Genomic DNA, 23,287 nt, shown 5'->3' on the forward strand with positions numbered 1-23,287 from the left:
ATGCTCGACACGATCTTCTGGCTGCTGAACTTCCCGGCAGCGAACGGCTACGCCATGGTCTTCCTCGCCGCCTTCGGCGCCACCGGCGTCGGCATGCGCGCGCTCCGCGGACCGTCGGTGACCGCCGCCGGCCGGCTGCGTGCCGTGCGCGAGCGCGAGGGGCTGCTCCCGGCGGACGCTCCGACGACGACCTCCTCCGCCGCGGCACACCTGCAGCGGGTGGCCTTCCGCGTCCTCTTCCTCGTCCTGCTCGGCGGGGGCCTCATCGGGTTGCTGTCGCTTGTCGGCGTGCCGGTCACGCGCGCGTACATCCACGCCAACGGCGTCGAGGCGCAGGGCACGGTCGACGGGAACTGGGTGCGCTTCACGACCGCGGACGGCACCGCCTACACGCTGCCCAACGACGTCTTCACGCCGTCGGTCCACCCCGACCGGCACGCCTCGGTCGGCGCCGGCGGGACCGTCACGGTGCGGTATCTGCCGGGGCATCCGCAGGCGTACGTGATCGACAGCGGCTCCGTCGCCGAGTGAGCGGCGACGCCTGACGGGGTGCTGTCAGGACGGATGCCGTGAGGACGCGCGCCGGGCCGGCACGCGCCGGGCGTCAGACTCCCGGCTGGGACAGCTCGATCGGGATGACCGGGCAGTCCTTCCACAGCCGCTCGAGGCCGTAGTACACGCGCTCCTCGGCGTGGAACACGTGCACGATGAGATCGCCGAAGTCCAGGAGCACCCAGCGCGCCTCGGCGCGTCCCTCGCGGCGGACGCGCTTGTGGCCCGCCTCGATGAGCTTGTCCTCGACCTCGTCGGCGATCGCGGCGACGTTGCGCTCGCTCGTGCCGGTGACGAGCAGGAAGATGTCGACGAGCGGGAGCGGCTCCGACACGTTGAGCGCGACGAGATCCTCACCGCCCTTGGACGCGGCGGCGTCGGCCGCGATCTGGAGCATGTGGGCGGCGGATTCAGGTGATTGCATCAGAAGACGTTCGTGGTGAAGGCGACGATCAGGGCGGCGGCCAGCGCGAGCGCGAGGCCGCCGGCGACGATCGCCAGGGTGAGCATGAGCTTGTTGCCGGTCTCCGGGGCCGGCGGCCGGATGACCTCGCCGGCGGGTCGGGAGGTGCTGACGGCCGAGCTGGCGGCGATCGGCGTGGGCGAGGAGGTCGGCGGCAGCTCGCCGTCGATGAGCACCGCGTCGACGTCCTTGCCGTCGGCGACGCCGTCGGCGTGTCCCTGCGAGCCGAGGCCGTTCGGCAGCTCGTAGGTGCCGGTGATGAGGACCTCGCCGGTCGCGGCGATCGGACCGGACAGCGACGCCTCGGTCGGCGCCTGGGTGAAGATCAGCGCGTTCGGCGCGGAGTGCTGGGACCCGGCCGAGTCGCTGTCGATGAGCTCGTCGAACGCGCCGGGCACCTCCGAGCTCTTCGCCTCGATCAGGCCCTGGCCGAACCGGGGGTTCACGGTCGCCCGCGGCTGCTGTGCGTTCTCGGAGGGCTCGGCCGCCCCGGCCAGGGGCACGGCGTCGATCGGAGCGGGGGCGGCGTCGACGGGTGCGGGAGTGTCGGACGGCGCCGTGTCCTCCGTGCCGGCGGCACCCGCCTCAGCGGGAGCGCCGGAGACCGGCACGTCCTCGACCGGCACGACCTCAGCCGGTCGTTCGTCGACGGGGGCGAGGGCGGATGCCGGGGTCGGCACCTCCTCGACGAGAACCTCGGGCTGTGCGGAGTCAGGCGCGGGCGTCTGCGCGGAAGCCTGCTCCGCAGCATCTGCGGCTCCGGCATCCGCGGGTTCCGCATCCTCGGGCCTCGCGTTCGCGGGCTGCGACGCCTCCTCCGCGGGCCGGGCATCCGGAGCCGGCGCGTCGATCGTGGCGACGACCGGGAAGGAGGCCGTGCGGATGCGCTCCTGGGCGCGCGCCTGCTTGCGCGTCAGCGGGGTCGCGCGGAGGTCGACGTCCTTCTCCTCGGGCGCGGGAGCGACCGGTGCGGGCTCGGCCGGCCGCGGCAGCACGGGGGTCGGCGGCGGGGGCGCGGCCCCCTCCTGCTCCGTGACGACCGGCGTCGAACCGGTCAGGCGGAGCTCACGCAGCTGCTTGCGCGTCAGCGGCGTCCTTCCGTTCTGATCCGATGTGCTCATGCCTTGCTCCGATACAGATGATGCTTCGCGATGTACTGGACGACCCCGTCGGGAACCAGATACCACACGGGTTCCCCGTCACGCACGCGTTCGCGGCAGTCGGTCGACGAGATCGCGAGGGCCGGGACCTCGAGCTGGCTGACGTCGTCGGTGGGCAGTCCCTCCGTGCTCAGCACGTGTCCCGGTCGGGAGACGGCGACGAAGTGGGCCAGGTCCCATAACTCATCATGGTCCCTCCAACTGAGAATCTGCGCCACGGCATCCGCACCCGTGATGAAGAAGAACTCGGCGTCCGGCCGCTCACGCCGCAGGTCGCGCAGCGTGTCGATGGTGTACGTGGGCCCTTCACGGTCGATGTCCACGCGGCTGACCGTGAAATCGGGGTTGGATGCCGTGGCGATCACCGTCATCAGGTAGCGGTGCTCGCTGGGGGTCACGTGCTCCTTGTGCCACGGCTGCCCGGTCGGCACGAAGATGACCTCGTCGAGGTCGAAGGAGTGCGCCACCTCGCTCGCCGCCACCAGGTGCCCATGATGGATGGGGTCGAACGTGCCACCCATCACGCCGATGCGCGGAGCCCGAGTGGTCGAGGAGAGCATACGGTCCTAGTGGCCGTGTCCCGATCCGTGACCGTCCTTGCCGTGCTTCTCCGCCCATGCCTCGGCCTTGGCCGAGTGCCGGTTCGCGACGTTCTTGTAGGACAGCGTCACGAGCGCGAGCAGCAGGAACACCACCGCGGCGATGATCCCGTAGATCACCGTGTCGGCCGCCACGTTGCCGTGGTGCTCCGTCTCTGCGGCTGCCATCGCAATCTGCGCGACGAGGTTCATCCTGTCTCCGTTCCTGACCGGCGGGAAAACGCCTCTCCAGTCTAGTCCTCAGCCGCGCGTCTGCCCGGAACCGCGCGCCAGCCACTTGGTGCTGGTCAGCTCGGCGAGCCCCATCGGCCCGCGGGTGTGCAGCTTCTGCGTGGAGATGCCCACCTCGGCGCCGAAGCCGAACTCCCCGCCGTCGGTGAAGCGGGTGGACGCGTTCGCCATCACCACGGCCGAGTCGACCTCGGCGAGGAAGCGCTCGGCGTTGCGCGCGTCGGTCGTGATGATCGACTCGGTGTGGCCGGTGCTGTAGCGGCGGATGTGCTCCAGGGCGTCGTCGAGCGTGTCCACGACCTTCATCGCGATGTCGAGGCTGAGGTACTCCGCCGCCCAGTCCTCCTCGGTCGCGGGCACCACGTTGCTGACCAGGCCCGCGACCATGTCGTCGCCGTGGATCGTGACGCCCTCGCTCTGCAGCGCGCTGGCCACGACCGGCACCAGCTGAGGTGCCGCCTGTCGCAGCACCAGCACGGTCTCCACGGCGTTGCACACGCTCGGGCGCTGCACCTTGGCGTTCACGACGATGTCGCGCGCCCAGTCGATCGGCGCGGACTCGTCGAGCACGATGTGCACCACACCGGCGCCGGTCTCGATCACCGGCACGGTGGATTCCGTCACGACCGTCTCGATCAGGGCGGCGCTGCCGCGGGGCACGAGCACGTCCACGAACCCGCGACCGTGCATGAGCGCCTTGGCACCGTCGCGGCCGAAGTCGTCGACCGTCTGGATGGCCTCGGGAGTGACGCCGGCGGATGCCAGGGCGGCGCGCATGACCTCGACCAGCACGGTGTTGGAGCGCAGGGCCGCACTGCCGCCCCGCAGCACGACCGCGTTGCCGGCGCGCAGCGCGAGCGCGGCGATGTCGACGGTCACGTTCGGGCGCGCCTCGTAGATGGCGCCGACCACGCCGAAGGGCACCCGCACCTGTTCCAGGGCGACGCCGTTCGGCATCCGGTGCCCGCCGACGACCTGGCCGATCGGGTCCGGCAGCGCGGCCACGTCGCGGACCGCGGACGCGAGAGCCGCCACGCGCTTCTCGTCGAGCCGCAGCCGGTCGATCAGGGCGTCGCCGATGCCGTCCCGGCGTCCGCGTTCGACGTCCTCCTCGTTCGCCGCGATGATGCGCGCGGCCTCCGTCTCGATCCCGGCCGCGATGGCCTCGAGGGCCGCTGCCTTCTCCCCGCTGGTGAGACGGGCGACCAGCCGGGAAGCGTCCTTCGCCTTGACGAGGCGGTCCTGGGCGGTGTCGGTCGCGACGGCGTCGGGGACGGTGGTGGTCATCCGCTCAGTCTAGCCACGCCGCTCGCGGTGAAGCCGCGGGATGACGCGGCTCAGGCGGTCGTCGCCGGCTCGAACCAGGTGCCGATGCGGGCGCCGTCCAGGGCCTGGCCGACGAGGTCGGCGCTGGTGACGAGGACGCCGATGCCGGATGCCGCCGCCATGCGCGCGGCGGACACCTTGGTCGCCGCGCCGCCGGTGCCCACGCTGTTCACGACGGTGGCCCCGAACTCGAGACCGGACAGGTCGGCGTCCGCGGCGATCACGTCGATCGGCTCCGCGCGCGGGTCGGTCGGCGGCTTGGTGTACAGCGATTCGATGTCGCTGAGCAGCACCAGGGCATCCGCCTGCACCAGCTGCGCGACGAGAGCGGCGAGCCGGTCGTTGTCTCCGAAGCGGATCTCCTGGGTGGCGACCGTGTCGTTCTCGTTCACGATCGGCAGGATGCGCAGCCCGAGCAGGCGCTCCATGGCGCGGCGCGCGTTGCTGCGGGAGGTGGGATGCTCCAGGTCGCCGGTGGTGAGCAGCACCTGGCCGGCGACGATCCCGAACGGACGCAGCGCCTCCTGATACCGGTACACCAGGACGTTCTGACCCACCGCGGCCGCGGCCTGCTGGGTCGCCAGGTCGGTGGGCCGGGACTCGAGACGCAGAAACGGGAGGCCTGTGGCGATCGCGCCGGAGGACACCAGCACGATCTCGGCGCCCCGCGCGTGCGCCTTGGCCAGTGCTTCGACGAGGATCGGGATCCGCCACGCGGCCTCGCCGCTGATGGACGAGGAGCCCACCTTCACGACGACGCGCTGGACGGTGGCCAGCTCCTCCCGGGACCGCGCGCTCACTCGTCGCCCTCGCGGCTCGCGCGGCGCTGCTCCTCCAGCTCCGCTCGGGCGGCGGCCTTGGCATCCATCCGCTCGTGGTACCGCTCGCGACGCTCGCTGGTGGTGCGGCGCGTGCTGCGGTCGAAGCGGGGGTCGGTGCCGCGCGGAGCGGTCATCAGCTCCGCCGCCGACGAGATGGACGGCTCCCAGTCGAACACGATGCCGTCGCCCTCGCCGATCACCACGGTGGACCCGGGGGTCGCGCCGGCGCGGAACAGCGCGTCCTCGACGCCCAGGCGCTCCAGCCGGTCGGCGAGGTACCCGACGGCCTCCTCGTTCTGGAAGTCCGTCTGCTGCACCCAGCGCACCGGCTTCTCGCCGAGCACGCGGTACACGTTGCCGTAGGTCCCACCCTCGACACGGATGCTGAACTCGGCCTCCGAACCCTTGGGACGGATGACGATGCGCTCCTTCGGCGCCTCGACCGCGACCTCGGAGCGGTGCTGCTCGACGAGCTCGGCAAGGGCGAAGGTGAGCGGGCGCAGCCCCTCGTGCGAGACCGTGGAGATCTCGAACACGCGGAAGCCGCGCGCCTCCAGGTCCGGACGGACGAGCTCGGCGAGGTCGCGGGCCTCCGGCACGTCGACCTTGTTCAGGGCGACCAGCTGCGGGCGCTCCAGCAGCGGCTTCTGCCCCTCGGGGACCTCGTAGGCGGCCAGCTCGGCGAGGATCACCTCCAGGTCGGAGATCGGGTCGCGGCCCGGGTCGAGGGTGGCGCAGTCGAGCACATGAAGCAGCGCCGAGCACCGCTCGACGTGACGCAGGAAGTCCAGGCCGAGCCCGCGGCCCTCGCTGGCGCCCTCGATCAGTCCGGGCACGTCGGCGACGGTGTAGCGCACGTCACCGGCCTCCACGACGCCGAGGTTGGGGTGCAGGGTGGTGAACGGGTAGTCGGCGATCTTGGGCCGTGCGGCGGAGATCGCCGCGATCAGGCTGGACTTGCCCGCGGACGGGTAGCCGACCAGGGCGACGTCGGCCACGGTCTTCAGTTCGAGGACGACGTCGCCCTCGAAGCCGGGGGTGCCGAGCAGCGCGAACCCGGGCGCCTTGCGCTTCGGCGAGGCGAGCGCGGCGTTGCCGAGCCCGCCGCGTCCGCCGGGTGCCACGACGAAGCGCTCGCCCGGCACGACCATGTCGTGCAGCACCTCGCCGTCGACGGTCTTCACGACGGTGCCGACCGGCACGGGCAGCTCGAGGTCCTCCCCCGCCGCGCCGGAGCGCATGTCGCCCATGCCGAAGCCGCCGTTGCCGGCGGAGCGGTGCGGCGAGTGGTGGTACGACAGCAGCGTCGTCACCTGCGGATCGGCGACGAGGATGATGTCGCCGCCGTCGCCGCCGTTGCCGCCGTCCGGTCCGGCGAGAGGCTTGAACTTCTCGCGGCGCACCGAGACGCAGCCGTTGCCGCCCTTGCCTGCGCGCAGGTGGAGCGTCACCGTGTCGACGAACGAGACCATTCGTGGCATCCCTTGGTTGCGGAGTGTGTGGATGCGCATGCGCCCGAGAGGAGGGCGGATACGCGGACGGGGCGAGCCGAAGCCCGCCCCGTCCGGATGCTGCAGTTCTTACTGAGCGGCAGCGACGATGTTGACGACCTTGCGGCCGCCCTTCGTGCCGAACTCGACGGCGCCCGACGCGAGCGCGAAGAGCGTGTCGTCGCCACCACGGCCGACGTTCACGCCGGGGTGGAAGTGCGTGCCGCGCTGACGGACGAGGATCTCGCCGGCGTTGACGGTCTGGCCGCCGAAGCGCTTCACGCCGAGTCGCTGTGCGTTGGAGTCACGACCGTTGCGGGTCGAGCTCGCACCCTTCTTGTGTGCCATTGTTCAGCCTCTTCCGTGCTTACTTGATGCCGGTGATCTTGACGCGCGTGAGCTCCTGGCGGTGGCCCTGACGCTTCTTGTAGCCGGTCTTGTTCTTGTACTTCTGGATGACGATCTTCGGGCCGCGGAGGTCACCGATAACCTCGGCGGTGACCTTGACCTTCGCCAGCTTCTCGGCGTCGGTGGTCACCGTGGCGCCGTCGACGAGCAGCACTGCGGGCAGCTCGATCTTCTCGCCCTGAGCAGCCTGAACACGGTCGAGCTGAACGATCGTGCCGACCTCGACCTTCTCCTGCCGGCCACCGGCGCGCACTACTGCGTAAACCACTTCATACCTGTTTCGTTGGGGAGCACGGGGCTCCGGGAATCTCACGGGAAGACTGTTTGCTTGCGTTCGTCGCGCGGGCGACGGGTGCGGATGCAAGGCTTGTCCTCGCCGTCCGCCGGGGACGACAGGGTTCGCGCACCAAAGGACAACTTTACCGGATGCCGCCCGATGCCGCAAAGCGACACGGCCCCGGCCTCCTCGCCCCGGTCGGTGAGCGAGCGAAGCGAGACGAAACGCACCGCCTCCCCTGAGCATCCGTCCTAGGATCGCGACATGACCGTTCTCGTCGACGATCCCCTCTGGCCGGCGCACGGCCGCCTCTGGGCGCATCTCATCAGCGACGAGAGCCTCGACGAGCTGCACGCCTTCGCCGCGGCGCAGGACGTGCCCGCGCGGGCCTTCGACCGCGACCACTACGACGTCCCCGCGGACATGCTGCCGCGACTCCTCGCCGCCGGCGCGGAGCACGTCGGCGGCAAGGAGCTCGTCAGGAGGCTGATCGCGTCAGGGCTGCGGGTCCCCGCCCGCGACCGGCGCTGAAGGCTCCGGGCGGACGACGACGGGAGTGCCGGCGAGGGCGGCGGTGGTCACCCGGCGGCGGTTGCGCCCCTGACCGGGGGCCTTCGGCTCGGGGAGCGCGTCGAGCACGGTCTCCAGGAGCGCCTCGGCCTCGGTGCGCGGCGGCTTGCGGTCCGCGGACCGCTTCTTGCGCGCCTTCTTCGGACGCTCGGCGGCGGGAGCGGCCGGCTCGGCCGTCTCACGCGGCGCCTCCTCGGAGACGCTGAGCGTCGAGGCGGCGATCTGCGCGAGCGCGGTCTTCGCCCCCTCCGGGATGCCGTGCGTGCCGACGCTCGGGGCGGCGGGAGCCGGCGCGGACGGGGCGCTGCCGCGGGAGCGACGGCCCTGGCCGCCGTTGGCGGAGGCGCTGCGGTGCTTCACGACGGGGTCGTGGTGGACGATGATGCCGCGGCCGGCGCACACGTCGCACGGCTCGCTGAAGGTCTCCAGCAGCCCGAGCCCGAGCTTCTTGCGGGTCATCTGCACGAGGCCGAGCGAGGTGACCTCCGCCACCTGGTGCTTCGTGCGGTCGCGGCTCAGGCACTCGATCAGGCGGCGCAGCACCAGGTCGCGGTTGGACTCGAGCACCATGTCGATGAAGTCGACGACGATGATGCCGCCGATGTCGCGCAGGCGCAGCTGCCGCACGATCTCCTCGGCCGCCTCCAGGTTGTTCTTGGTGACGGTCTCCTCGAGGTTGCCGCCGGAGCCGACGAACTTGCCGGTGTTCACGTCGACGACCGTCATCGCCTCGGTGCGGTCGATCACCAGCGAGCCGCCGGAGGGCAGCCACACCTTGCGGTCCAGCGCCTTCTCGATCTGCTCGGTGATGCGGTACGCGTCGAACGGGTCGATCTCGTCCTCGTACGACTCCACGCGCTCCAGCAGGTCGGGGGCGACGCTCTCCAGGTAGGCGCGGATCGTGCGCTGCGCGTCCTCGCCCTGGATGAGCATCTTCGTGAAGTCCTCGTTGAACACGTCGCGGACGATCTTCACGAGCAGATCCGGCTCGGCGTGCAGCAGCGCCGGGGCCTGCTGGGTCTCCACCTGCTTCTGGATGTGCTCCCACTGCGCGGTGAGGCGCTGCACGTCGCGGGTGAGCTGCTCCTCGGTGGCGCCCTCGGCGGCGGTGCGCACGATCACGCCGGCGGACTCGGGCAGCACCTCCTTCAGGATGCGCTTCAGCCGGGCGCGCTCGTTGTCGGGAAGCTTGCGCGAGATGCCGTTCATCGACCCGCCGGGCACGTACACCAGGTAGCGGCCGGGCAGCGAGATCTGGCTGGTCAGGCGGGCGCCCTTGTGGCCGACCGGGTCCTTCGTGACCTGGACCAGCACGCGGTCGCCAGGCTTGAGCGCGAGCTCGATGCGCCGCGGCTGGTTGCCGGTCTCCACGCCGTCCCAGTCCACCTCGCCGGAGTACAGCACGGCGTTGCGGCCGCGGCCGATGTCGACGAACGCGGCCTCCATGCTGGGCAGCACGTTCTGGACGCGGCCGAGGTACACGTTGCCGATCAGCGACGCGTCCTGGTTGCGGGCGACGTAGTGCTCGACGAGCACGTTGTCCTCGAGGACGCCGATCTGGGTGCGGCCGTTCTTGGAGCGCACCACCATCATCCGGTCGACCGACTCGCGGCGGGCGAGGAACTCGGCCTCGGTCACGACGGGGCGCCGGCGTCCGGCGTCGCGGCCATCGCGGCGGCGCTGCTTCTTCGCCTCCAGGCGGGTCGAGCCCTTGATCGCCTTCGGCTCGGTGATGAACTCGACGGTGCGCTGGCGCTGACGAGGCTCGTCGCGCTGGTCGTCGGCGTCGGACCCGCCGCGGCGACGGCGTCCCCGGCGGCCGGAGCCGCCCTGGTCCTCGGGCTCCTCGTCGCGGCGCGAGCGGGCCGGCAGCGGCACGATCTCGGGTGCGTAGAAGTGCAGCTGCGTCGACACCTTCGACACGAACACCTCGGGCAGCAGGCCCAGGCTGACCGCGGTCACCGGCTCCGGCTGGGCGGGCTCCGGCTCGGGCGCGGAAGCCGACGCTTCGACAGGCTCAGCGTCCGCAGGAGGCTCAGCGTCCGCAGGAGGCTCAGCGTCCGCAGGAGGCTCGGCGTCCGCGACGGGGTCGGCGTCCGTGACGGGGTCGACGGGCGCGAGGATCTCCTCGGCTACCGGCTGCTCCGGCGTCGCGTCGTGGGTGCGGGTGTTGTTGTCATCGTTCTCGTCGGCCATCTCTGGCTTGCTCCCTGCGCGGGCACTGGGTGCTCCGCGAAAACTCGTGCGGCATCGGATGCCGCGAACTCAATCGGCGTGCGGCCGGCTCAGCAGATCGGCTCAGGCCGCCCTGTCGGACCGCGTGGGGCGTCTACCCCGAAGTCTCATCGATGCGTGTCGCAACAGGTCACGACGTCATCTCCCCTCATTATCGCACCTCGGAGCCTCCGCCGCGGCATCCGTGCGCGCCGCGCCGCTCGCGTCTCACGCCGATCGCATAGCAACCGTTGGGATAATCGCGCCATGACCGCCCCGCGCACTCGGCACCTCGGCTACGGAATCTGGCTCATCGTGGCGAGCCTGATCGGATGGTGGGCGGCGTTCCAGCTCACGCTGGAGAAGTTCTTCCTGCTGGAGAACCCGGGCGAGCAGACCAGCTGCTACGTGAGCGTGCTGCTGCAGTGCGACAAGAACCTCGGCTCGTGGCAGGGCGAGGTCTTCGGCTTCCCGAACCCGATCATCGGTCTCACCGGCTGGATGGCCGTGCTCGTGATGGGCGTCGCGGTGATCGCGGGCGCCCGCTTCCCGCGCTGGTTCTGGGCGCTGTTCGGCCTCGGCATCGCCGGCGCCTTCGCGTTCGTGTGCTGGCTGATCGCGCAGAGCATCTACGTGCTCGCGGTGCTGTGCCCGTGGTGCATGGCGACCTGGGCGGTGACCATCCCGACCTTCCTCGCCACCGCGGTGCACCTGGTGCGCAACGGCACCCTGGGCGGGTCGGCGGCGGCCAGGGCGCGGGCCGGGAGGCTGATGGCGTGGGTGCCGCTGGCGACGATCCTCGCCTACGCGCTCGTGATCGCGCTGGCGCAGCTGGCGGGGCTCGACGTGCTGGGCGAGGTCGCCGGGATGGTGTTCTGACCCGCACGGACGACGAAGGGCGCCCACGAGGGGCGCCCTTCTCGTTTCAGGGGTCGGCTCAGCCGAACCAGATCTGCAGCTCGCGGGCGGCGGATTCGGGGCTGTCCGAGCCGTGCACCAGGTTCTGCTGCACCTTCAGGCCCCAGTCCCGGCCGAAGTCGCCGCGGATGGTGCCGGGCGCCGCGACGGTCGGGTCGGTGGCGCCGGCGAGCGAGCGGAAGCCCTCGATCACGCGGTTGCCGGCGAGGCGGATCGCGACCGACGGGCCCGACATCATGAACTCGATGAGCGGCTCGTAGAACGGCTTGCCCTCGTGCTCGGCGTAGTGCGCGGCGAGCAGTTCGCGGTCGGGCTCGACGAGACGGATGTCGACGAGCGCGTACCCCTTCGCCTCGATGCGGGCGAGGATCGCGCCGGTCAGGCCGCGGGCGACGCCGTCGGGCTTGACGAGGACGAGGGTTTCTTCAGTGGCCATGTCATTCGCTCTCTGTGTGAGTGTCTGCCGGCGGCCCGGCCGGACCTCGCCGGTCCAGGCGGGCCCCCACGATCGTCGCATACGCCCACATTCCGCCGAAAATCAGGGCGACGAGGGCGATGGCGGGCACGACCACGGCGGCGAGCAGCACGACGACCTGCAGCGCCCAGCCGACCGCGATGGCGCCGGGCCGGGCGATCGCCCCGGCCGTGGCGATCATCGCGACCGCGACGGCGAGACCGCCGACGACGCCCCACCAGTCCGGGATGCCGTCCGGCAGCGCCCGCAGCCCGAACACGGTGAGCCCGGCGAGGAAGACGATGATCGACTCGAAGCCGAGCACGATCGCGCCGAGCTTCTGGACGAGGGTGCGCGGCGCGCGGACGCGCGGACCGCTCACGCCCGCCACCCCGACTTCCAGTCCTCCTCCTCCGCGAGGCCGATCGCCTCGCCCGCCAGCACGACGGACCCGGCGATCACCACGGCGCGGCGGTCGGATGCGGCCGCCCACTCCCGGGCGGCATCCGCGGCTTCGGCGAGGGTCGGATGCACGCTGGCGCGGCGTCCTCGCTCCTCGACGAGGTCGGCGATGGCATCCGCGTCGCTGGCGCGCTCGGAGTCGGGGGCGGTGGCGAACACCTCCGTGACCGCCGGCAGCAGCCGGTCGACGATGCCCTCGGCATCCTTGTCGGCGAGCACGCCGAGCACGAGACCCCACTCGTCGAAGTCGAAGCTGTCGCCGAGCGCCTGCGCCAGCGCGGCGGCGCCGTGCGGGTTGTGCGCCGCGTCGACCAGCACGGTCGGCGCGATGCCGACGAGCTGGAGGCGTCCGGGCGAGGTGGCGTTCTGCAGCCCCTCGGCGAGGATGTCGCCGGCGATGTGCTGCGAGGCCGCGCCGATCAGCGACTCCACGGCGGCGACGGCGAGGGCGGCGTTGTGCCCCTGGTGCGCGCCGTACTGCGGCAGGTACTCCTCGACGTACTCGCCCGCGAGCCCGCGGATCGTGAGCAGCTGCCCGCCCACGGCGAGGCGCTGATCCACGAGGCCGAAGTCGTCGCCGGCGAAGGCGATGGTCGCGCCCCGCTCGGCCGCCACCCGGCGCAGCACCTCGGCCGCCTCCGGCGGCTGCTGCGCCGAGACCACGGCCGCGCCGTCCTTGATGATGCCGGCCTTCACCTCGGCGATCTTCGCGATCGTGTCGCCGAGGCGGTCGGCGTGATCGAGATCGATCGGGGTGAACACCGCCACGTCGCCGTCGGCGGTGTTCGTGGAGTCCCACGAGCCGCCCATGCCGACCTCCAGCACCAGCACGTCCACCGGTGCGTCGGATGCCGCGACGAAGGCGAGCACCGTGAGCAGCTCGAAGAAGGTCAGCGGCGCGTCGCCGGTCGCCTCGAGTTCGGCGTCCACGATGTCGACGAACGGCTCGATCTCGTCCCAGGCGTCGGCGATCGCGGCATCCGCGATGGGCTCGCCGTCGATCATGATCCGCTCGGTGAACCGCTTCAGGTGCGGGCTGGTGAACAGCCCGGTGCGCAGGCCGTGCGCCCGCAGCAGGCTCTCGATCATCCGCGCCGTCGAGGTCTTCCCGTTCGTGCCGGTGATGTGCACGACGCGGTAGGTGCGCTGCGGGTCGTCCAGCAGGGTCAGGATGCGGGCGACCCGCTCCTTCCGCGGCTGCACCCAGCGCTCCCCCGCCCTGGCCAGCAGGGCCTCGTACACGGCATCCGCTCGCTGCACGTCGCTCACAGTGCCGCGCTCCGCTCGCTCAGCGCCTCGGGCGCGCCGGCGCCGAGCCGCGTCACGGCGACGGCGAAGGCGCCGCGGTTGGCGTAGGTGCCCTTGGCGATCTCGGCCACGTGCTCGGCATCCGCGAGCGCCTCGCCGGCGCGCAGGACCCGGTGCTCGAGGGCGAGGGTCTCCCCCGCGACGTCGGCGATGTCGAACGCCGAGGCCACGGCATCCGCATCCGCGTCGTCCTCGAAGCGCAGCTCGAGGCGGATGCGGTCGCTGACGTCGAAACCGGCGTTCTTGCGGGTGTCCTGCACCGCGCGGATCACGTCGCGCGCGAGCCCCTCGGCCTCCAGCTCCGGGGTCGTGGCGGTGTCGAGCAGCACGAAGCCGCCGGACGGGACCAGTGCGAGGGCCTCGCCCTCCGGCCGGCCGGTGGTCTCCAGCACCAGCTCGTACTCCGAGGGCTCGAGCACGACGCCGTCCGCGGTGACCACGCCGTTCTCCTCGGTCCAGAAGCCCTCCTTGGCGGCGCGGATCACCCGCTGCACCTCCTTGCCCAGGCGCGGGCCGGCGGCGCGGGCGTTCACGCTCAGCCGGTGGCTGATGCCGTACTCGGCGGCGGCGGTGTCGGTGAGCGGCACGAGCTCGACGGACTTGACGTTGAGCTCCTCGCGCAGGATGTCCTCGAACCGGGCGAGCTCGGCGGCGAGCGGAGACACCACCGTGAGCCGGGCCAGCGGCAGGCGCACCCGCAGCTTCTCCTTCTTGCGCAGCGCGTTGCCGACGCTGGAGAGCTCGCGGACCGCGTCCATCGCGTCGCGGACGTCGTCCGCCGCGGGGAAGGCGGAGGCGTCCGGCCAGTCGGTCAGGTGCACGCTGCGGCCGCCGGTGAGCCCCTGCCAGACCCGCTCGCTGATCAGCGGCACCAGCGGTGCGGCGACGCGGGTCAGGGTCTCCAGCACCGTGTACAGGGTGTCGAACGCCTGGCGGCTCTCCGGGTCCTCGGTCACGCCCGCCCAGAACCGGTCGCGCGAACGGCGGATGTACCAGTTCGTGAGCACCTCGGCGAAGTCGCGCAGGCGCGCGGCCGCGGTCGTGGAGTCGAGCCCCTCGAGGTCCTCGCGCACCTCGCGGATGAGGTCGCCGGTGCGGGCGAGGATGTAGCGGTCGAGGACGTCGGCGGAGTCGGTGCGCCACTGCGCCTCGTAGCCGCCGGCTGCGGCACCGGTGGCGGCATTCGCGTAGGTGGCGAAGAAGTACCACGAGTTCCACAGCGGCAGGATGAACTCCCGCACGCCGGCGCGGATGCCCTCCTCGGTCACCGACAGGTTGCCGCCGCGGAGCACCGAGCTGGACATCAGGAACCAGCGCATCGCGTCGGAGCCGTCCCGGTCGAAGACCTCGGACACGTCCGGGTAGTTCCGCAGCGACTTCGACATCTTGTACCCGTCGCTGCCGAGGACGATGCCGTGGCAGCTGACGCCGGTGAACGCCGGGCGATCGAACAGCGCGGTGGAGAGCACGTGCATGACGTAGAACCAGCCGCGGGTCTGCCCGATGTACTCCACGATGAAGTCCGCCGGGGCGTGCGTGTCGAACCACTCCTGGTTCTCGAACGGGTAGTGCACCTGGGCGTACGGCATGGAGCCGGAGTCGAACCAGACGTCGAAGACGTCCTCGATGCGGCGCATGGTGCTCTTGCCGGTCGGGTCGTCCGGGTTCGGCCGGGTCAGCGCGTCGATGTACGGCCGGTGCAGGTCGATCTCGCCCTCGGGGTTGCGCGGCAGCGCGCCGAAGTCGCGCTCGAGCTCCTCGAGGGAGCCGTACACGTCCACGCGCGGGTGCTCGGGGTCGTCGCTCTTCCACACCGGGATCGGCGAACCCCAGTAGCGGTTGCGGCTGATCGACCAGTCGCGGGCGCCTTCCAGCCACTTGCCGAACTGGCCGTGCTTGACGTTCTCCGGCACCCAGGTGATCTGCTCGTTGTTCGCCAGCAGCCGGTCTTTGATGTCGGTGACGCGGATGAACCAGCTGGAGACCGCCTTGTAGATGAGGGGGTTCCGGCAGCGCCAGCAGTGCGGGTACGAGTGCTCGTAGCTCTGCAGGCGCAGCAGCCGCCCGGCGCTGCGGATCAGGCGGACCAGCGGCGTGTTCGCGTCCATCCAGAGTTCGCCCGCGACGTCGGTCACCTGCGGCAGGAAGCGCCCGCCGTCGTCGAGGGAGATGATCGTGGGGATGCCGGCGGCGCCGGTCACCCGCTGGTCGTCCTCACCGTAGGCCGGAGCCTGGTGCACGACGCCGGTGCCGTCGCCGGTGGTGACGTAGTCGTCGACGAGGATCCGCCAGGCGTTCTCGGTGCCCCACGTCTCGGTGTCGGTGTAGTAGTCGAACAGCGGCTCGTAGGCGACCCCGTCGAGGTCAGCGCCGCGGTGCACGGTCTCGACCGCGGCGAGCGCGTCCTCGGCGCTCTCGTAGCCGAGGTCCTTCGCGTAGCCGCCCAGGAGCTCCCGGGCGAGGAGGTAGCGGGCGGCGGGAGCTGAGCCCGTCGAAGCGGTCGAAGCGGATGCTGAGCCCGTCGAAGCGTCCGCTGAGCCTGTCGAAGCGGTTGCTGAGCCGGTCGAAGCGCCCGCAGCATCCGACGCGCCGTTCGGGCCCGCGGGCACGACGACGTACTCGATCTCGGGCCCCACGGCGAGCGCGAGGTTCGTCGGCAGGGTCCACGGCGTCGTCGTCCACGCCAGCGCCCGGACGCCGTCGAGGCCGAGGGCCTGCGCGCGCTCGCCGGTGAGCGGGAACGCGACGGTGACGGACGGGTCCTGACGCATCTGGTACACGTCGTCGTCCATCCGCAGCTCGTGCGCGGAGAGCGGAGTCTCGTCGCGCCAGCAGTACGGCAGCACGCGGTAGCCCTCGTAGGCGAGGCCCTTGTCGTACAGGGTCTTGAACGCCCAGAGCACGCTCTCCATGTATCCGAGGTCGAGGGTCTTGTACCCGCGTTCGAAGTCGACCCAGCGGGCCTGGCGGGTGACGTAGTCCTCCCACTCGCGGGTGTAGGCGAGCACCGAGCCGCGCGCCTTCGCGTTGAAGACGTCGATGCCCATCTCCTCGATCTCGCTCTTCTCGGTGATGCCGAGCTGCTTCATCGCCTCGAGCTCCGCGGGCAGGCCGTGCGTGTCCCACCCGAACACGCGGTCGACCTTCTTGCCGAGCATGGTCTGGAAGCGCGGGAACACGTCCTTCGCGTACCCGGTGAGGAGGTGGCCGTAGTGCGGCAGGCCGTTGGCGAACGGCGGGCCGTCGTAGAACACCCACTCCTCGGCGCCCTCGCGCTGCGCGATGGACGCCCGGAAGGTGTCGTCGGCCTTCCAGTACTCGAGCACCTCGCGCTCGATCTCCGGGAACCGCGGGCTCGGGCTGACGGATGCCGTGGCGGCCTGGCCGAACGACGCGCCGGGGGCGCTGACGGGGATGCGGGGGTAGGTCATCGGTCTCTCGCAGTGATCGGTGGTGACGGCGGATGCTGCTGCGAGGACGACCCTTGCGGACCGCGGTACCACCCCGCGTGCGTCACCGGACGGCGACGCCACTCTCACTGCGGCTGTGACGGGCCTGACCCGCTCGGTTCTACTTGCCTCGACCTGCTGCGCGTGCGCTGAACCTGTCGAGACGTTCTTCCGAGAGCTCCCCGGTGATGGCCGGATCGATGCCGATGCGCTCCATTGTACGCGGGCCGCCGGGCGGGCGGGGCGTTGCCGCGGAGGGAGGCTATGCGGCGCGGTGCAGCCCCTGGGCCACGGCGCGCATGATCAGGTCCTGCACCACGTGCCATTCGAACATCACCTGCCGATACGAGACCCGGATCACGTGGTAGCCGAGCAGCATCAGCTCGGCGTCGTGACGGATGTCCTCGCTGCGCTGCGCGCCGACGTGATGCTTCCCGTCGATCTGCAGCACGAGGCGGTCGCCGATCAGCGCATCGACCCGGTGCCCGTGGATCCAGATCTGCACCCGGATCGGCAGCCGCAGCCAGGCCAGCCGGCGACGCAGATACGTCTCGAGACCGGCATCCGCGAACGGCGAGGCTTCCGCGAGCACCCGGCGGGCCGCGGGCCGCAGCGGCAGCCGCTCCAGCACTCCGCGCTCGACGAGGCCGAGGTTGAGCGCGGACTCCCACGTCGCGAGCGCCTGCTCGAACGGCTCGCACTCGGCGATGTAGGCGAGGACGTTCTCGATCGGGTCGACGAGGGCGTCCGGATGCCGCGGCACCACCGGCTCACCCCAGTGCACCTTCGCCCGCACGCCGACCCTGCCGGTCCGGTTCGGCGGCACCGCCACATGCGGCTCACCTCCGGCATCGTGCAGCCACAGGCCGAGCATCCGGGCCCGGGTGCGGCACGTGAGCACCACGCCGAACCGGGCGGCGGACAGCAGCATCCGGCGCGCGGCGGGGACGGCGACCCAGCCCCGCCGCGGGCGGATGAGCAGCCCGGCGCGGACGGCGGTCTCCAGGGCGCGTCTGCCGAAACCCTGCTCGATGAGGCGGGCGGTGCGGATCACCTCGCCGTGCTCGGACACGAAGCGGACGATGTCGGAAACGGACGGCGTCATCCCGCCATCGTGATCGTGCCGCAGGTGCGCGGACCCGGCGGACCCGGGAACTGTGGAGAGCTTCCCCCGTCGCCGGGATTGTGCAGAACCATCCCCGCGCCCCTCGCGCGGCCATGTACACCTCCCGCGGCCCGTTCTCCGGCATCCGTCCGCGCGAAGCGCACATGGCCGCGCGAAGAACACGCTCCGCCGCGCATCCGACCCCGCGGATCGAAGCCGGCCGACATCCGTACCGCGCCGCCGCACTCGTACCCCGGCCCTGCCCGGCCGTATCCAGCCGTACACAACCGCGGACATGTGCAGTTCCCGCGGCCGTTTCCCCGCATTCCATCCGCGCGAAGCGCACAACTCCGCGCGAACAGCACGCACCGAGCTCCCACCCGAAACCCGCAGCGCGCCGGCCCCGGGTCACCTCCCGGCGTCGAGGAGCTCGCGCGTGAACGGATGCCGCGGGGCGGCGAACACGTCCCGCACCGGCCCCTGCTCCACGATCGCTCCGTCCTGCATGACGAGGACGTCATCGGCGACGGCGGCGACGACGTCGAGGTCGTGCGAGATGAAGATCATGGTGAGCCCGCGGTCCCGCTGCAGGCGCAGCAGCAGCTGCAGCACCCGCTCGCGCACCGACGGGTCCAGCGCGGAGACCGGCTCGTCGAGCACGAGCACGGTCGGGTCCGCGGCGAGCGCCCGTGCGATCGCGGCGCGCTGCCGCTGCCCGCCCGACAGCGCCCTCGGCCGTCGCGCACCCAGCCGCGGGTCGAGATCCACCTCCGCCAGGAGCGCCGCGACCCGCGCGGGGCGCCGACTCCGCGGCATGCCGGCGGCCTGCAGCGCCTCCCGCAGTGAGCGCTCGATCGTCCAACGCGGATCGAACGCCCCCAGCGGGTTCTGGTGCACGAACTGCACCCGCGGCGCGCCGGTCCACCGCAGCTCGCCCGCATCCGGGCGATCCACGCCGATCAGCATCCGGGCGAGCGTGGTCTTCCCCGATCCCGACTCCCCCACGATCCCGAGCGTCCGGCCGCGGCGCACCGTGAACCCGGCATCCGTCACCGCCGGCACCCCGGCGAACGCCTTCGACAGCCCGCGCACCTCCAGCACGGGGTCCGGGTCTCCCTCCGCCTGCGGCCGGGGGCGGTGCATGGTCGCCGCGATCAGCTGCCGCGTGTACTCGTGCTGCGGATGCTCCAGCACCTCCACGGTCGCCCCGGACTCGATCATCGTCCCCTCGCGCATGACCAGCACCCGGTCGGCGATTCGGCGCACGGCCGCGAAGTCGTGGCTGATGAACAGCACGGCCGTCCCCTGATCCGCGATCGAGCGCAGCAGGTCGAGCACCCGCGCCTGCACGGTCGCGTCGAGGGCCGTGGTCGGCTCGTCGGCGATGAGGATCCGCGGGCCCGCCGCCAGCGCCGAGGCGATCAGCGCCCGCTGCCGCAGACCGCCGGACAGCTCGTGCGGGTACTGCCGCGCACGCCGCTCCGGCTCGGGCATCCACACCCGCTCCAGCTGCGCGCGCACCCGGGCCCGCAGCGCCGCGCCGCGCACACCGGGCTCGTGCAGCCGGAGCGGCTCCGCCACCTCGTTGCCGATCCGCTGCAGCGGGTCGAGCGAGACCAGCGCATCCTGCGAGACGAGGGCGATCGCCGCCCCGCGCAGGCGCCGCCATGCGCGCTCACCGAGCCGCCGCGCGTCCTCTCCTCCGATCTCGAGCCGGGATGCGTCCACGGCGCCATCCGTGGGAAGCAGGCCGAGCAGGGCACGCGCGGTGAGCGACTTCCCCGCTCCGGACTCCCCGACGATCGCCACGCACTCGCCGGGTGCGACCGCCAGGGACACGCCGTCGACGACGGTCGCATCCCCGAAGCGAATGCGCAGCCCCTCGACCTCGAGCGCGCTCATCGCCGCCCCTCGCTCCGAGCCCGCAGCACGCGGCCGACGATCGTCGCCGCGATCACGGTGACGGTGATCGCCGCGCCGGGGAACACCGGCACCCACCACGCCGTGCCGAGCACGTTCCGCCCGCCGGCGAGCATCAGACCCCATTCCGGCGTCGGCTCGGTCGGCCCGAGCCCGAGGAAGCTGAGTCCGGCGGCCGCCAGGATGCTGGATCCGATGCCGATCGTCGCCAGGACGCTGAGCGCGCCGAGCACCCCCGGGATGACATGCCGCAGGAACGCCCGCACCGGCCCGACGCCCAGGATGCGCGCCGCCTCCACGTGCTCCGCCAGGCGCAGGGTACGGGTCTGAGTGCGGGCGAGCCGCAGATACACCGGCACGGCGGCGATGGTCACCGCGATCGCCACGTTGGCGTGCCCGGGGCCGAGCACGGCCACGATCACGAGCGCCACGAGGAACTCCGGGAACGCCAGCAGGATGTCGGTCAGGCGCATCAGCACCGCGTCGACGACCCGCGGCGCACTCCCCGACAGCGCTCCCGCCACCAGCCCCAGCAGCAGTGCCAGGCCGGTGGCGAGCACGCCGATGCCGACCGACGCCCCGGCGCCGTGCACCACCCGCGAGAACACGTCGCGACCGCTCTGATCGGTGCCGAAGAGGTGCTCTGCACTCGGCGGCCGCAGCGCCGCGCGCACATCCGTCTGCAGCGGGTCGTGCGTCGCGACCAGCCCTGGTGCGAGTGCCGCGAACGCTACGACGGCGAGGACCACGACCGCGGACCACAGGCCGATGGTCGCCAGAGACGACGGCCCGGGTCGCCGGATCCGCGTGCGCACCTCGCTCCGGATGCCGGATGCCGCGCTCACCGCCGCTCCTCCACCGCCGGCACCGCGACCGCGGACGCCGCCGTGAGCGGCCTGGACCCGCGCAGCCGCGGATCGATGAGCGGATGCAGCAGCTCGATGATGACGTTCACCACGACGAACACGGCGGCGCTGAGCATGATCACCCCGGTCACCACCGGCAGGTCCCGGTCGGTGATCGCGGTGAGCGTCACCCGTCCGAGTCCCGGCCGGGCGAACACCGTCTCCACGAGCACGGCGCCGCCGAGGAGGGACCCGACGAGGTAGGCGGTGAGCGTGAGCGCGTTCGCCGCACCGTGTCGCAGCGTGTGACGGAGTGTGAGCCACGCCGGCCCGGCGCCCCGGGCGCGGACGGTCTCCGCGAACGGCTGCCGCTCCGCCTGGTCGATGCCGTCGCGGAGCACCTGCCCGATCAGGGCGGCCACCGGAAGCGCGAGCGTCACCGCAGGCAGGACGATCGTGGCCGGGTTGCGCGTCCCGGCGACCGGGAACCAGCCGAGGCCGAAGGCGAAGACACCCAGCAGCACCAGCCCGATCCAGAACACCGGGGACGACAGCACGACGAGCTCGACCGTGACGACCACGGCGCGGGCGGGGCCGCGGCGGGCGAAGAGCGCCAGCGCGAGCGCGAGCACGACGGCGATCGCGAGGGCGAGTGTGGCCAGCTGCACCGTGGCGCCGAGCTGCCGCCCGATCACCTCCGCCACCGGCATCCGCAGCTGGTACGACTCGCCCAGATCGCCGCGCAGCAGCCGGCCCAAGAACGCGAGGTACTGCGCGGGCCACGGCCGGTCCAGGCCGAGCTCGGCGCGGATGCCGTCCTTCACGGCATCCGACACCTGCGCCTGCGGACCGAGCATCACCTCGACCGGGTCGCCGGGGATCGCCCGGAAGGCGAGGAACGCGAGGGTCGCCGCGCCCCACAGCACGAGGGCCGCGGAGACGGCGAGCTCGGCGCCCCGCCGGATCACTTCCCGGCGACCGTGGCGCCGTGGAACAGCGGGCGCCCGTACAGGTCGAAGGTCAGCCCGTCGACGGTGTCGGCCACGGCCGTGATCAGCGAGGGCGTGTACAGCGGGACGATCGCCACGTGCTCGGCGTTCCACCGCTGCAGCGCCCCGTACGCCTCCGCGCGTTCGGCGTCGTCGGTGGACGCCAGGCCCCGCGCGAGGAGCGCGTCGACCTCGGCGTCCTTCACCTGAGAGGCGTTCTGGAACCCGTCGGTGGAGAGGTGGCTACGCAGCAGGTCGGCATCCACGCCCGAGAAGCCCCAGTCGGTGATGTCGAACGTCTTCGGGCCGTACTGCTCGTTGTAGGCGCCGGGCTCGAGCACCTCGCGCTGGATCTCGAATCCCACCTCGGCGAGGTCGGACTGGATGGCGTTCGCGAGGGTGGTGCGCTCCTCGGGCACCGGGGTCCAGGCGATCCAGCGCGCCGAGAGCCGCTTGCCGTCCTTCATGCGGATGCCGTCGCTGTCGCGCGCCGTCCATCCTGCGGCGTCCAGCAGCGCGTTCGCCTCGTCGCGGTCGAAGGCGTTGGCCCCCTCGACGGAGGCGTCGTAGTACGGGGTGGAGGCGCTGAGGATGCTCCAGGCGCGCGGGAACTCGCCGTGGAAGATCTCCTCGACGGCGGTGTCCACGTCGATCGCACGGGCGAACGCCTGGCGCACGCGCTGGTCGGCGAAGACGCCGTACGCCTCGTTGAGGAACAGCGAGTACGGCAGCCCCGGGTACTCGATCGATTCGACGGTCAGCCCCTCGGGCAGCTCGCCGACCTGACGCGGGGTGAGGTTGCTGGCCAGATCCGCCTCGCCGCTCTCCACGACGCCGGCGCGCACGGATGCCTCGGGGAGGATCTCGACGCGCAGCGTCTCGAATGCGGGCGCCTCCTCGCCGTGCGGGCCCCAGGCGTAGTCGTCGTTGCGGGTGTACACGATCTCCTGGTCGGGGGTGTACTCGGTGAGCTCGAACGGGCCGGTGCCGACCGTGATGCCCGGTCCCCCGGCCTTCAGCTCGTCGGCCGCCTCGGCCAGCACCTTCGGCGAGTAGAAGCCGAGCTGGGCGGTGCTCGCCGCCTGCAGGAACGGCGCGTACGGCTGAGTGAAGCGCACGGCGACCTCGTGCTCGCCACGCACCTCGGTGCCGGCGTAGTAGTCGGCGCCGAGCATGCTGGCCGCCTGGGCCGATGCCGTCTCCGGGTCGGCGATCCGGTCGAAGTTCGCCTTCACCGCCTCGGCGTCGAAGGGCTCGCCGTCGTGGAAGGTCACGTCGTCGCGCAGCCGGAACGTGTAGGTGGTGCCGTCGGGTGAGACCTCCCAGCTCTCCGCCAGCCAGGGCGAGAACGTGCCGTCCGCCTCCTGGAACACCAGGGAGTCGAGCACCTGCCGCTGCACCATCGCCGACACGTCGAGCTGGCTGACCTGCGGGTCCATGTGACCGGCGGAGAGGTTCGCGCCCTCGATCGCCCAGACGATCTCGCCGTCGCCGTCCGAGCTGCCGCCGCCGGGTGCGGTGCACGCGCTGAGCAGGAGGGCGGAAGCCGCGGCGAGCGCGGCGAAGGGCACGAGACGGCGCACGGATGCGGGCATGACAGACCTCGGAGCAGGGACGAGCAGGGAACGATCCATGCTACTCCCGGGTTGTTGGACCGGGTCGATCTACCACAGCGGCATCCGCCGTCCAACGCCTTGTAGACTGTCCCGACAACCCACACTCAGGC

The 23,287-nt window shown here is 71.9% G+C and carries 22 protein-coding genes; 3 read left to right on the forward strand and 19 right to left on the reverse strand.

What is annotated here, in order from left to right:
• Window positions 1-531 carry a hypothetical protein gene (locus JSY13_RS07390; protein WP_259606088.1) on the forward strand — a complete coding sequence of 177 codons (531 nt, stop codon included), beginning with the start codon at window positions 1-3 and terminating at the stop codon, window positions 529-531.
• Window positions 532-604: 73 nt separating this feature from the next.
• Here the strand turns inward: JSY13_RS07390 and rsfS are convergent, their stop codons facing one another.
• The 9 genes from rsfS to rplU form a co-directional block, all read right to left on the reverse strand.
• Window positions 605-976 (reverse strand): ribosome silencing factor, encoded by a 372-nt coding sequence (gene rsfS / locus JSY13_RS07395; protein WP_259606089.1) that lies wholly within the window; start codon window positions 974-976, stop codon window positions 605-607.
• On the reverse strand, window positions 976-2,136 hold the full coding sequence (locus tag JSY13_RS07400; RefSeq protein WP_259606090.1) for a hypothetical protein: 1,161 nt from the start codon (window positions 2,134-2,136) through the stop codon (window positions 976-978). The genes rsfS and JSY13_RS07400 overlap by 1 nt, the downstream gene beginning before the upstream one ends.
• The gene (gene nadD / locus JSY13_RS07405; protein WP_259606091.1) at window positions 2,133-2,735 is read right to left on the reverse strand and encodes a nicotinate-nucleotide adenylyltransferase; all 603 of its coding nucleotides are present in this window, start codon (window positions 2,733-2,735) and stop codon (window positions 2,133-2,135) included. The genes JSY13_RS07400 and nadD overlap by 4 nt, the downstream gene beginning before the upstream one ends.
• 6 nt (window positions 2,736-2,741) lie before the next feature.
• Window positions 2,742-2,966 (reverse strand): hypothetical protein, encoded by a 225-nt coding sequence (locus JSY13_RS07410; protein WP_259606092.1) that lies wholly within the window; start codon window positions 2,964-2,966, stop codon window positions 2,742-2,744.
• A gap of 48 nt (window positions 2,967-3,014) precedes the next feature.
• Window positions 3,015-4,292 carry a glutamate-5-semialdehyde dehydrogenase gene (locus JSY13_RS07415; RefSeq protein ID WP_259606093.1) on the reverse strand — a complete coding sequence of 426 codons (1,278 nt, stop codon included), beginning with the start codon at window positions 4,290-4,292 and terminating at the stop codon, window positions 3,015-3,017.
• A 50-nt stretch (window positions 4,293-4,342) separates the two neighbouring features.
• Window positions 4,343-5,131 (reverse strand): glutamate 5-kinase, encoded by a 789-nt coding sequence (gene proB / locus JSY13_RS07420; RefSeq protein WP_259606094.1) that lies wholly within the window; start codon window positions 5,129-5,131, stop codon window positions 4,343-4,345.
• Complete coding sequence (gene obgE / locus JSY13_RS07425) at window positions 5,128-6,624, reverse strand: GTPase ObgE (RefSeq protein ID WP_259606095.1); 1,497 nt, start codon at window positions 6,622-6,624, stop codon at window positions 5,128-5,130. Before obgE ends, proB begins: the two co-directional genes overlap by 4 nt.
• Before the next feature lie 108 nt (window positions 6,625-6,732).
• The gene (gene rpmA / locus JSY13_RS07430) at window positions 6,733-6,990 is read right to left on the reverse strand and encodes a 50S ribosomal protein L27 (protein WP_259606096.1); all 258 of its coding nucleotides are present in this window, start codon (window positions 6,988-6,990) and stop codon (window positions 6,733-6,735) included.
• Window positions 6,991-7,009: 19 nt separating this feature from the next.
• Complete coding sequence (gene rplU / locus JSY13_RS07435; protein WP_259606097.1) at window positions 7,010-7,318, reverse strand: 50S ribosomal protein L21; 309 nt, start codon at window positions 7,316-7,318, stop codon at window positions 7,010-7,012.
• Window positions 7,319-7,591: 273 nt separating this feature from the next.
• On the opposite strand from rplU, the gene JSY13_RS07440 reads away from it, so the two are divergent.
• A complete protein-coding gene (locus JSY13_RS07440) occupies window positions 7,592-7,858 on the forward strand; it encodes a DUF4031 domain-containing protein (RefSeq protein WP_259606098.1) in 267 nt (88 codons plus the stop codon).
• Here JSY13_RS07440 and JSY13_RS07445 read toward each other — a convergent pair.
• Window positions 7,823-10,093: an Rne/Rng family ribonuclease gene (locus tag JSY13_RS07445; protein WP_259606099.1), complete on the reverse strand. Its 2,271-nt coding sequence runs from the start codon at window positions 10,091-10,093 to the stop codon at window positions 7,823-7,825. The two genes, JSY13_RS07440 and JSY13_RS07445, sit on opposite strands and share 36 nt — an antisense overlap.
• Before the next feature lie 285 nt (window positions 10,094-10,378).
• On the opposite strand from JSY13_RS07445, the gene JSY13_RS07450 reads away from it, so the two are divergent.
• Window positions 10,379-10,990 (forward strand): vitamin K epoxide reductase family protein, encoded by a 612-nt coding sequence (locus JSY13_RS07450; RefSeq protein ID WP_259606100.1) that lies wholly within the window; start codon window positions 10,379-10,381, stop codon window positions 10,988-10,990.
• 58 nt (window positions 10,991-11,048) lie between these two features.
• Here the strand turns inward: JSY13_RS07450 and ndk are convergent, their stop codons facing one another.
• From ndk to JSY13_RS07495, 9 genes are all read right to left on the reverse strand, one after another.
• Window positions 11,049-11,465: a nucleoside-diphosphate kinase gene (gene ndk / locus JSY13_RS07455; RefSeq protein ID WP_259606101.1), complete on the reverse strand. Its 417-nt coding sequence runs from the start codon at window positions 11,463-11,465 to the stop codon at window positions 11,049-11,051.
• 1 nt (window position 11,466) lies between these two features.
• Window positions 11,467-11,865, reverse strand: a complete 399-nt coding sequence (locus JSY13_RS07460; protein ID WP_259606102.1) for a DUF4233 domain-containing protein — start codon at window positions 11,863-11,865, stop codon at window positions 11,467-11,469.
• Window positions 11,862-13,214, reverse strand: coding sequence for a bifunctional folylpolyglutamate synthase/dihydrofolate synthase (locus JSY13_RS07465; RefSeq protein WP_259606103.1), 1,353 nt, complete (start codon window positions 13,212-13,214; stop codon window positions 11,862-11,864). The genes JSY13_RS07460 and JSY13_RS07465 overlap by 4 nt, the downstream gene beginning before the upstream one ends.
• The gene (locus JSY13_RS07470; RefSeq protein WP_259606104.1) at window positions 13,211-16,684 is read right to left on the reverse strand and encodes an isoleucine--tRNA ligase; all 3,474 of its coding nucleotides are present in this window, start codon (window positions 16,682-16,684) and stop codon (window positions 13,211-13,213) included. Before JSY13_RS07470 ends, JSY13_RS07465 begins: the two co-directional genes overlap by 4 nt.
• A gap of 280 nt (window positions 16,685-16,964) precedes the next feature.
• Window positions 16,965-17,807, reverse strand: a complete 843-nt coding sequence (locus JSY13_RS07475) for a type IV toxin-antitoxin system AbiEi family antitoxin domain-containing protein (protein WP_259606105.1) — start codon at window positions 17,805-17,807, stop codon at window positions 16,965-16,967.
• 408 nt (window positions 17,808-18,215) lie between these two features.
• Complete coding sequence (locus JSY13_RS07480; RefSeq protein ID WP_259606106.1) at window positions 18,216-19,709, reverse strand: ATP-binding cassette domain-containing protein; 1,494 nt, start codon at window positions 19,707-19,709, stop codon at window positions 18,216-18,218.
• Complete coding sequence (locus JSY13_RS07485; RefSeq protein WP_259606107.1) at window positions 19,706-20,572, reverse strand: ABC transporter permease; 867 nt, start codon at window positions 20,570-20,572, stop codon at window positions 19,706-19,708. Before JSY13_RS07485 ends, JSY13_RS07480 begins: the two co-directional genes overlap by 4 nt.
• Complete coding sequence (locus tag JSY13_RS07490; RefSeq protein WP_259606108.1) at window positions 20,569-21,540, reverse strand: ABC transporter permease; 972 nt, start codon at window positions 21,538-21,540, stop codon at window positions 20,569-20,571. The genes JSY13_RS07485 and JSY13_RS07490 overlap by 4 nt, the downstream gene beginning before the upstream one ends.
• The gene (locus JSY13_RS07495; protein WP_259606109.1) at window positions 21,537-23,156 is read right to left on the reverse strand and encodes an ABC transporter substrate-binding protein; all 1,620 of its coding nucleotides are present in this window, start codon (window positions 23,154-23,156) and stop codon (window positions 21,537-21,539) included. Before JSY13_RS07495 ends, JSY13_RS07490 begins: the two co-directional genes overlap by 4 nt.
• Window positions 23,157-23,287 lie beyond the last annotated feature (131 nt).

The organism is Microbacterium neungamense (assembly GCF_024971095.1).
In the GTDB taxonomy this organism is placed as follows: Bacteria; Actinomycetota; Actinomycetes; order Actinomycetales; family Microbacteriaceae; genus Microbacterium; species Microbacterium neungamense.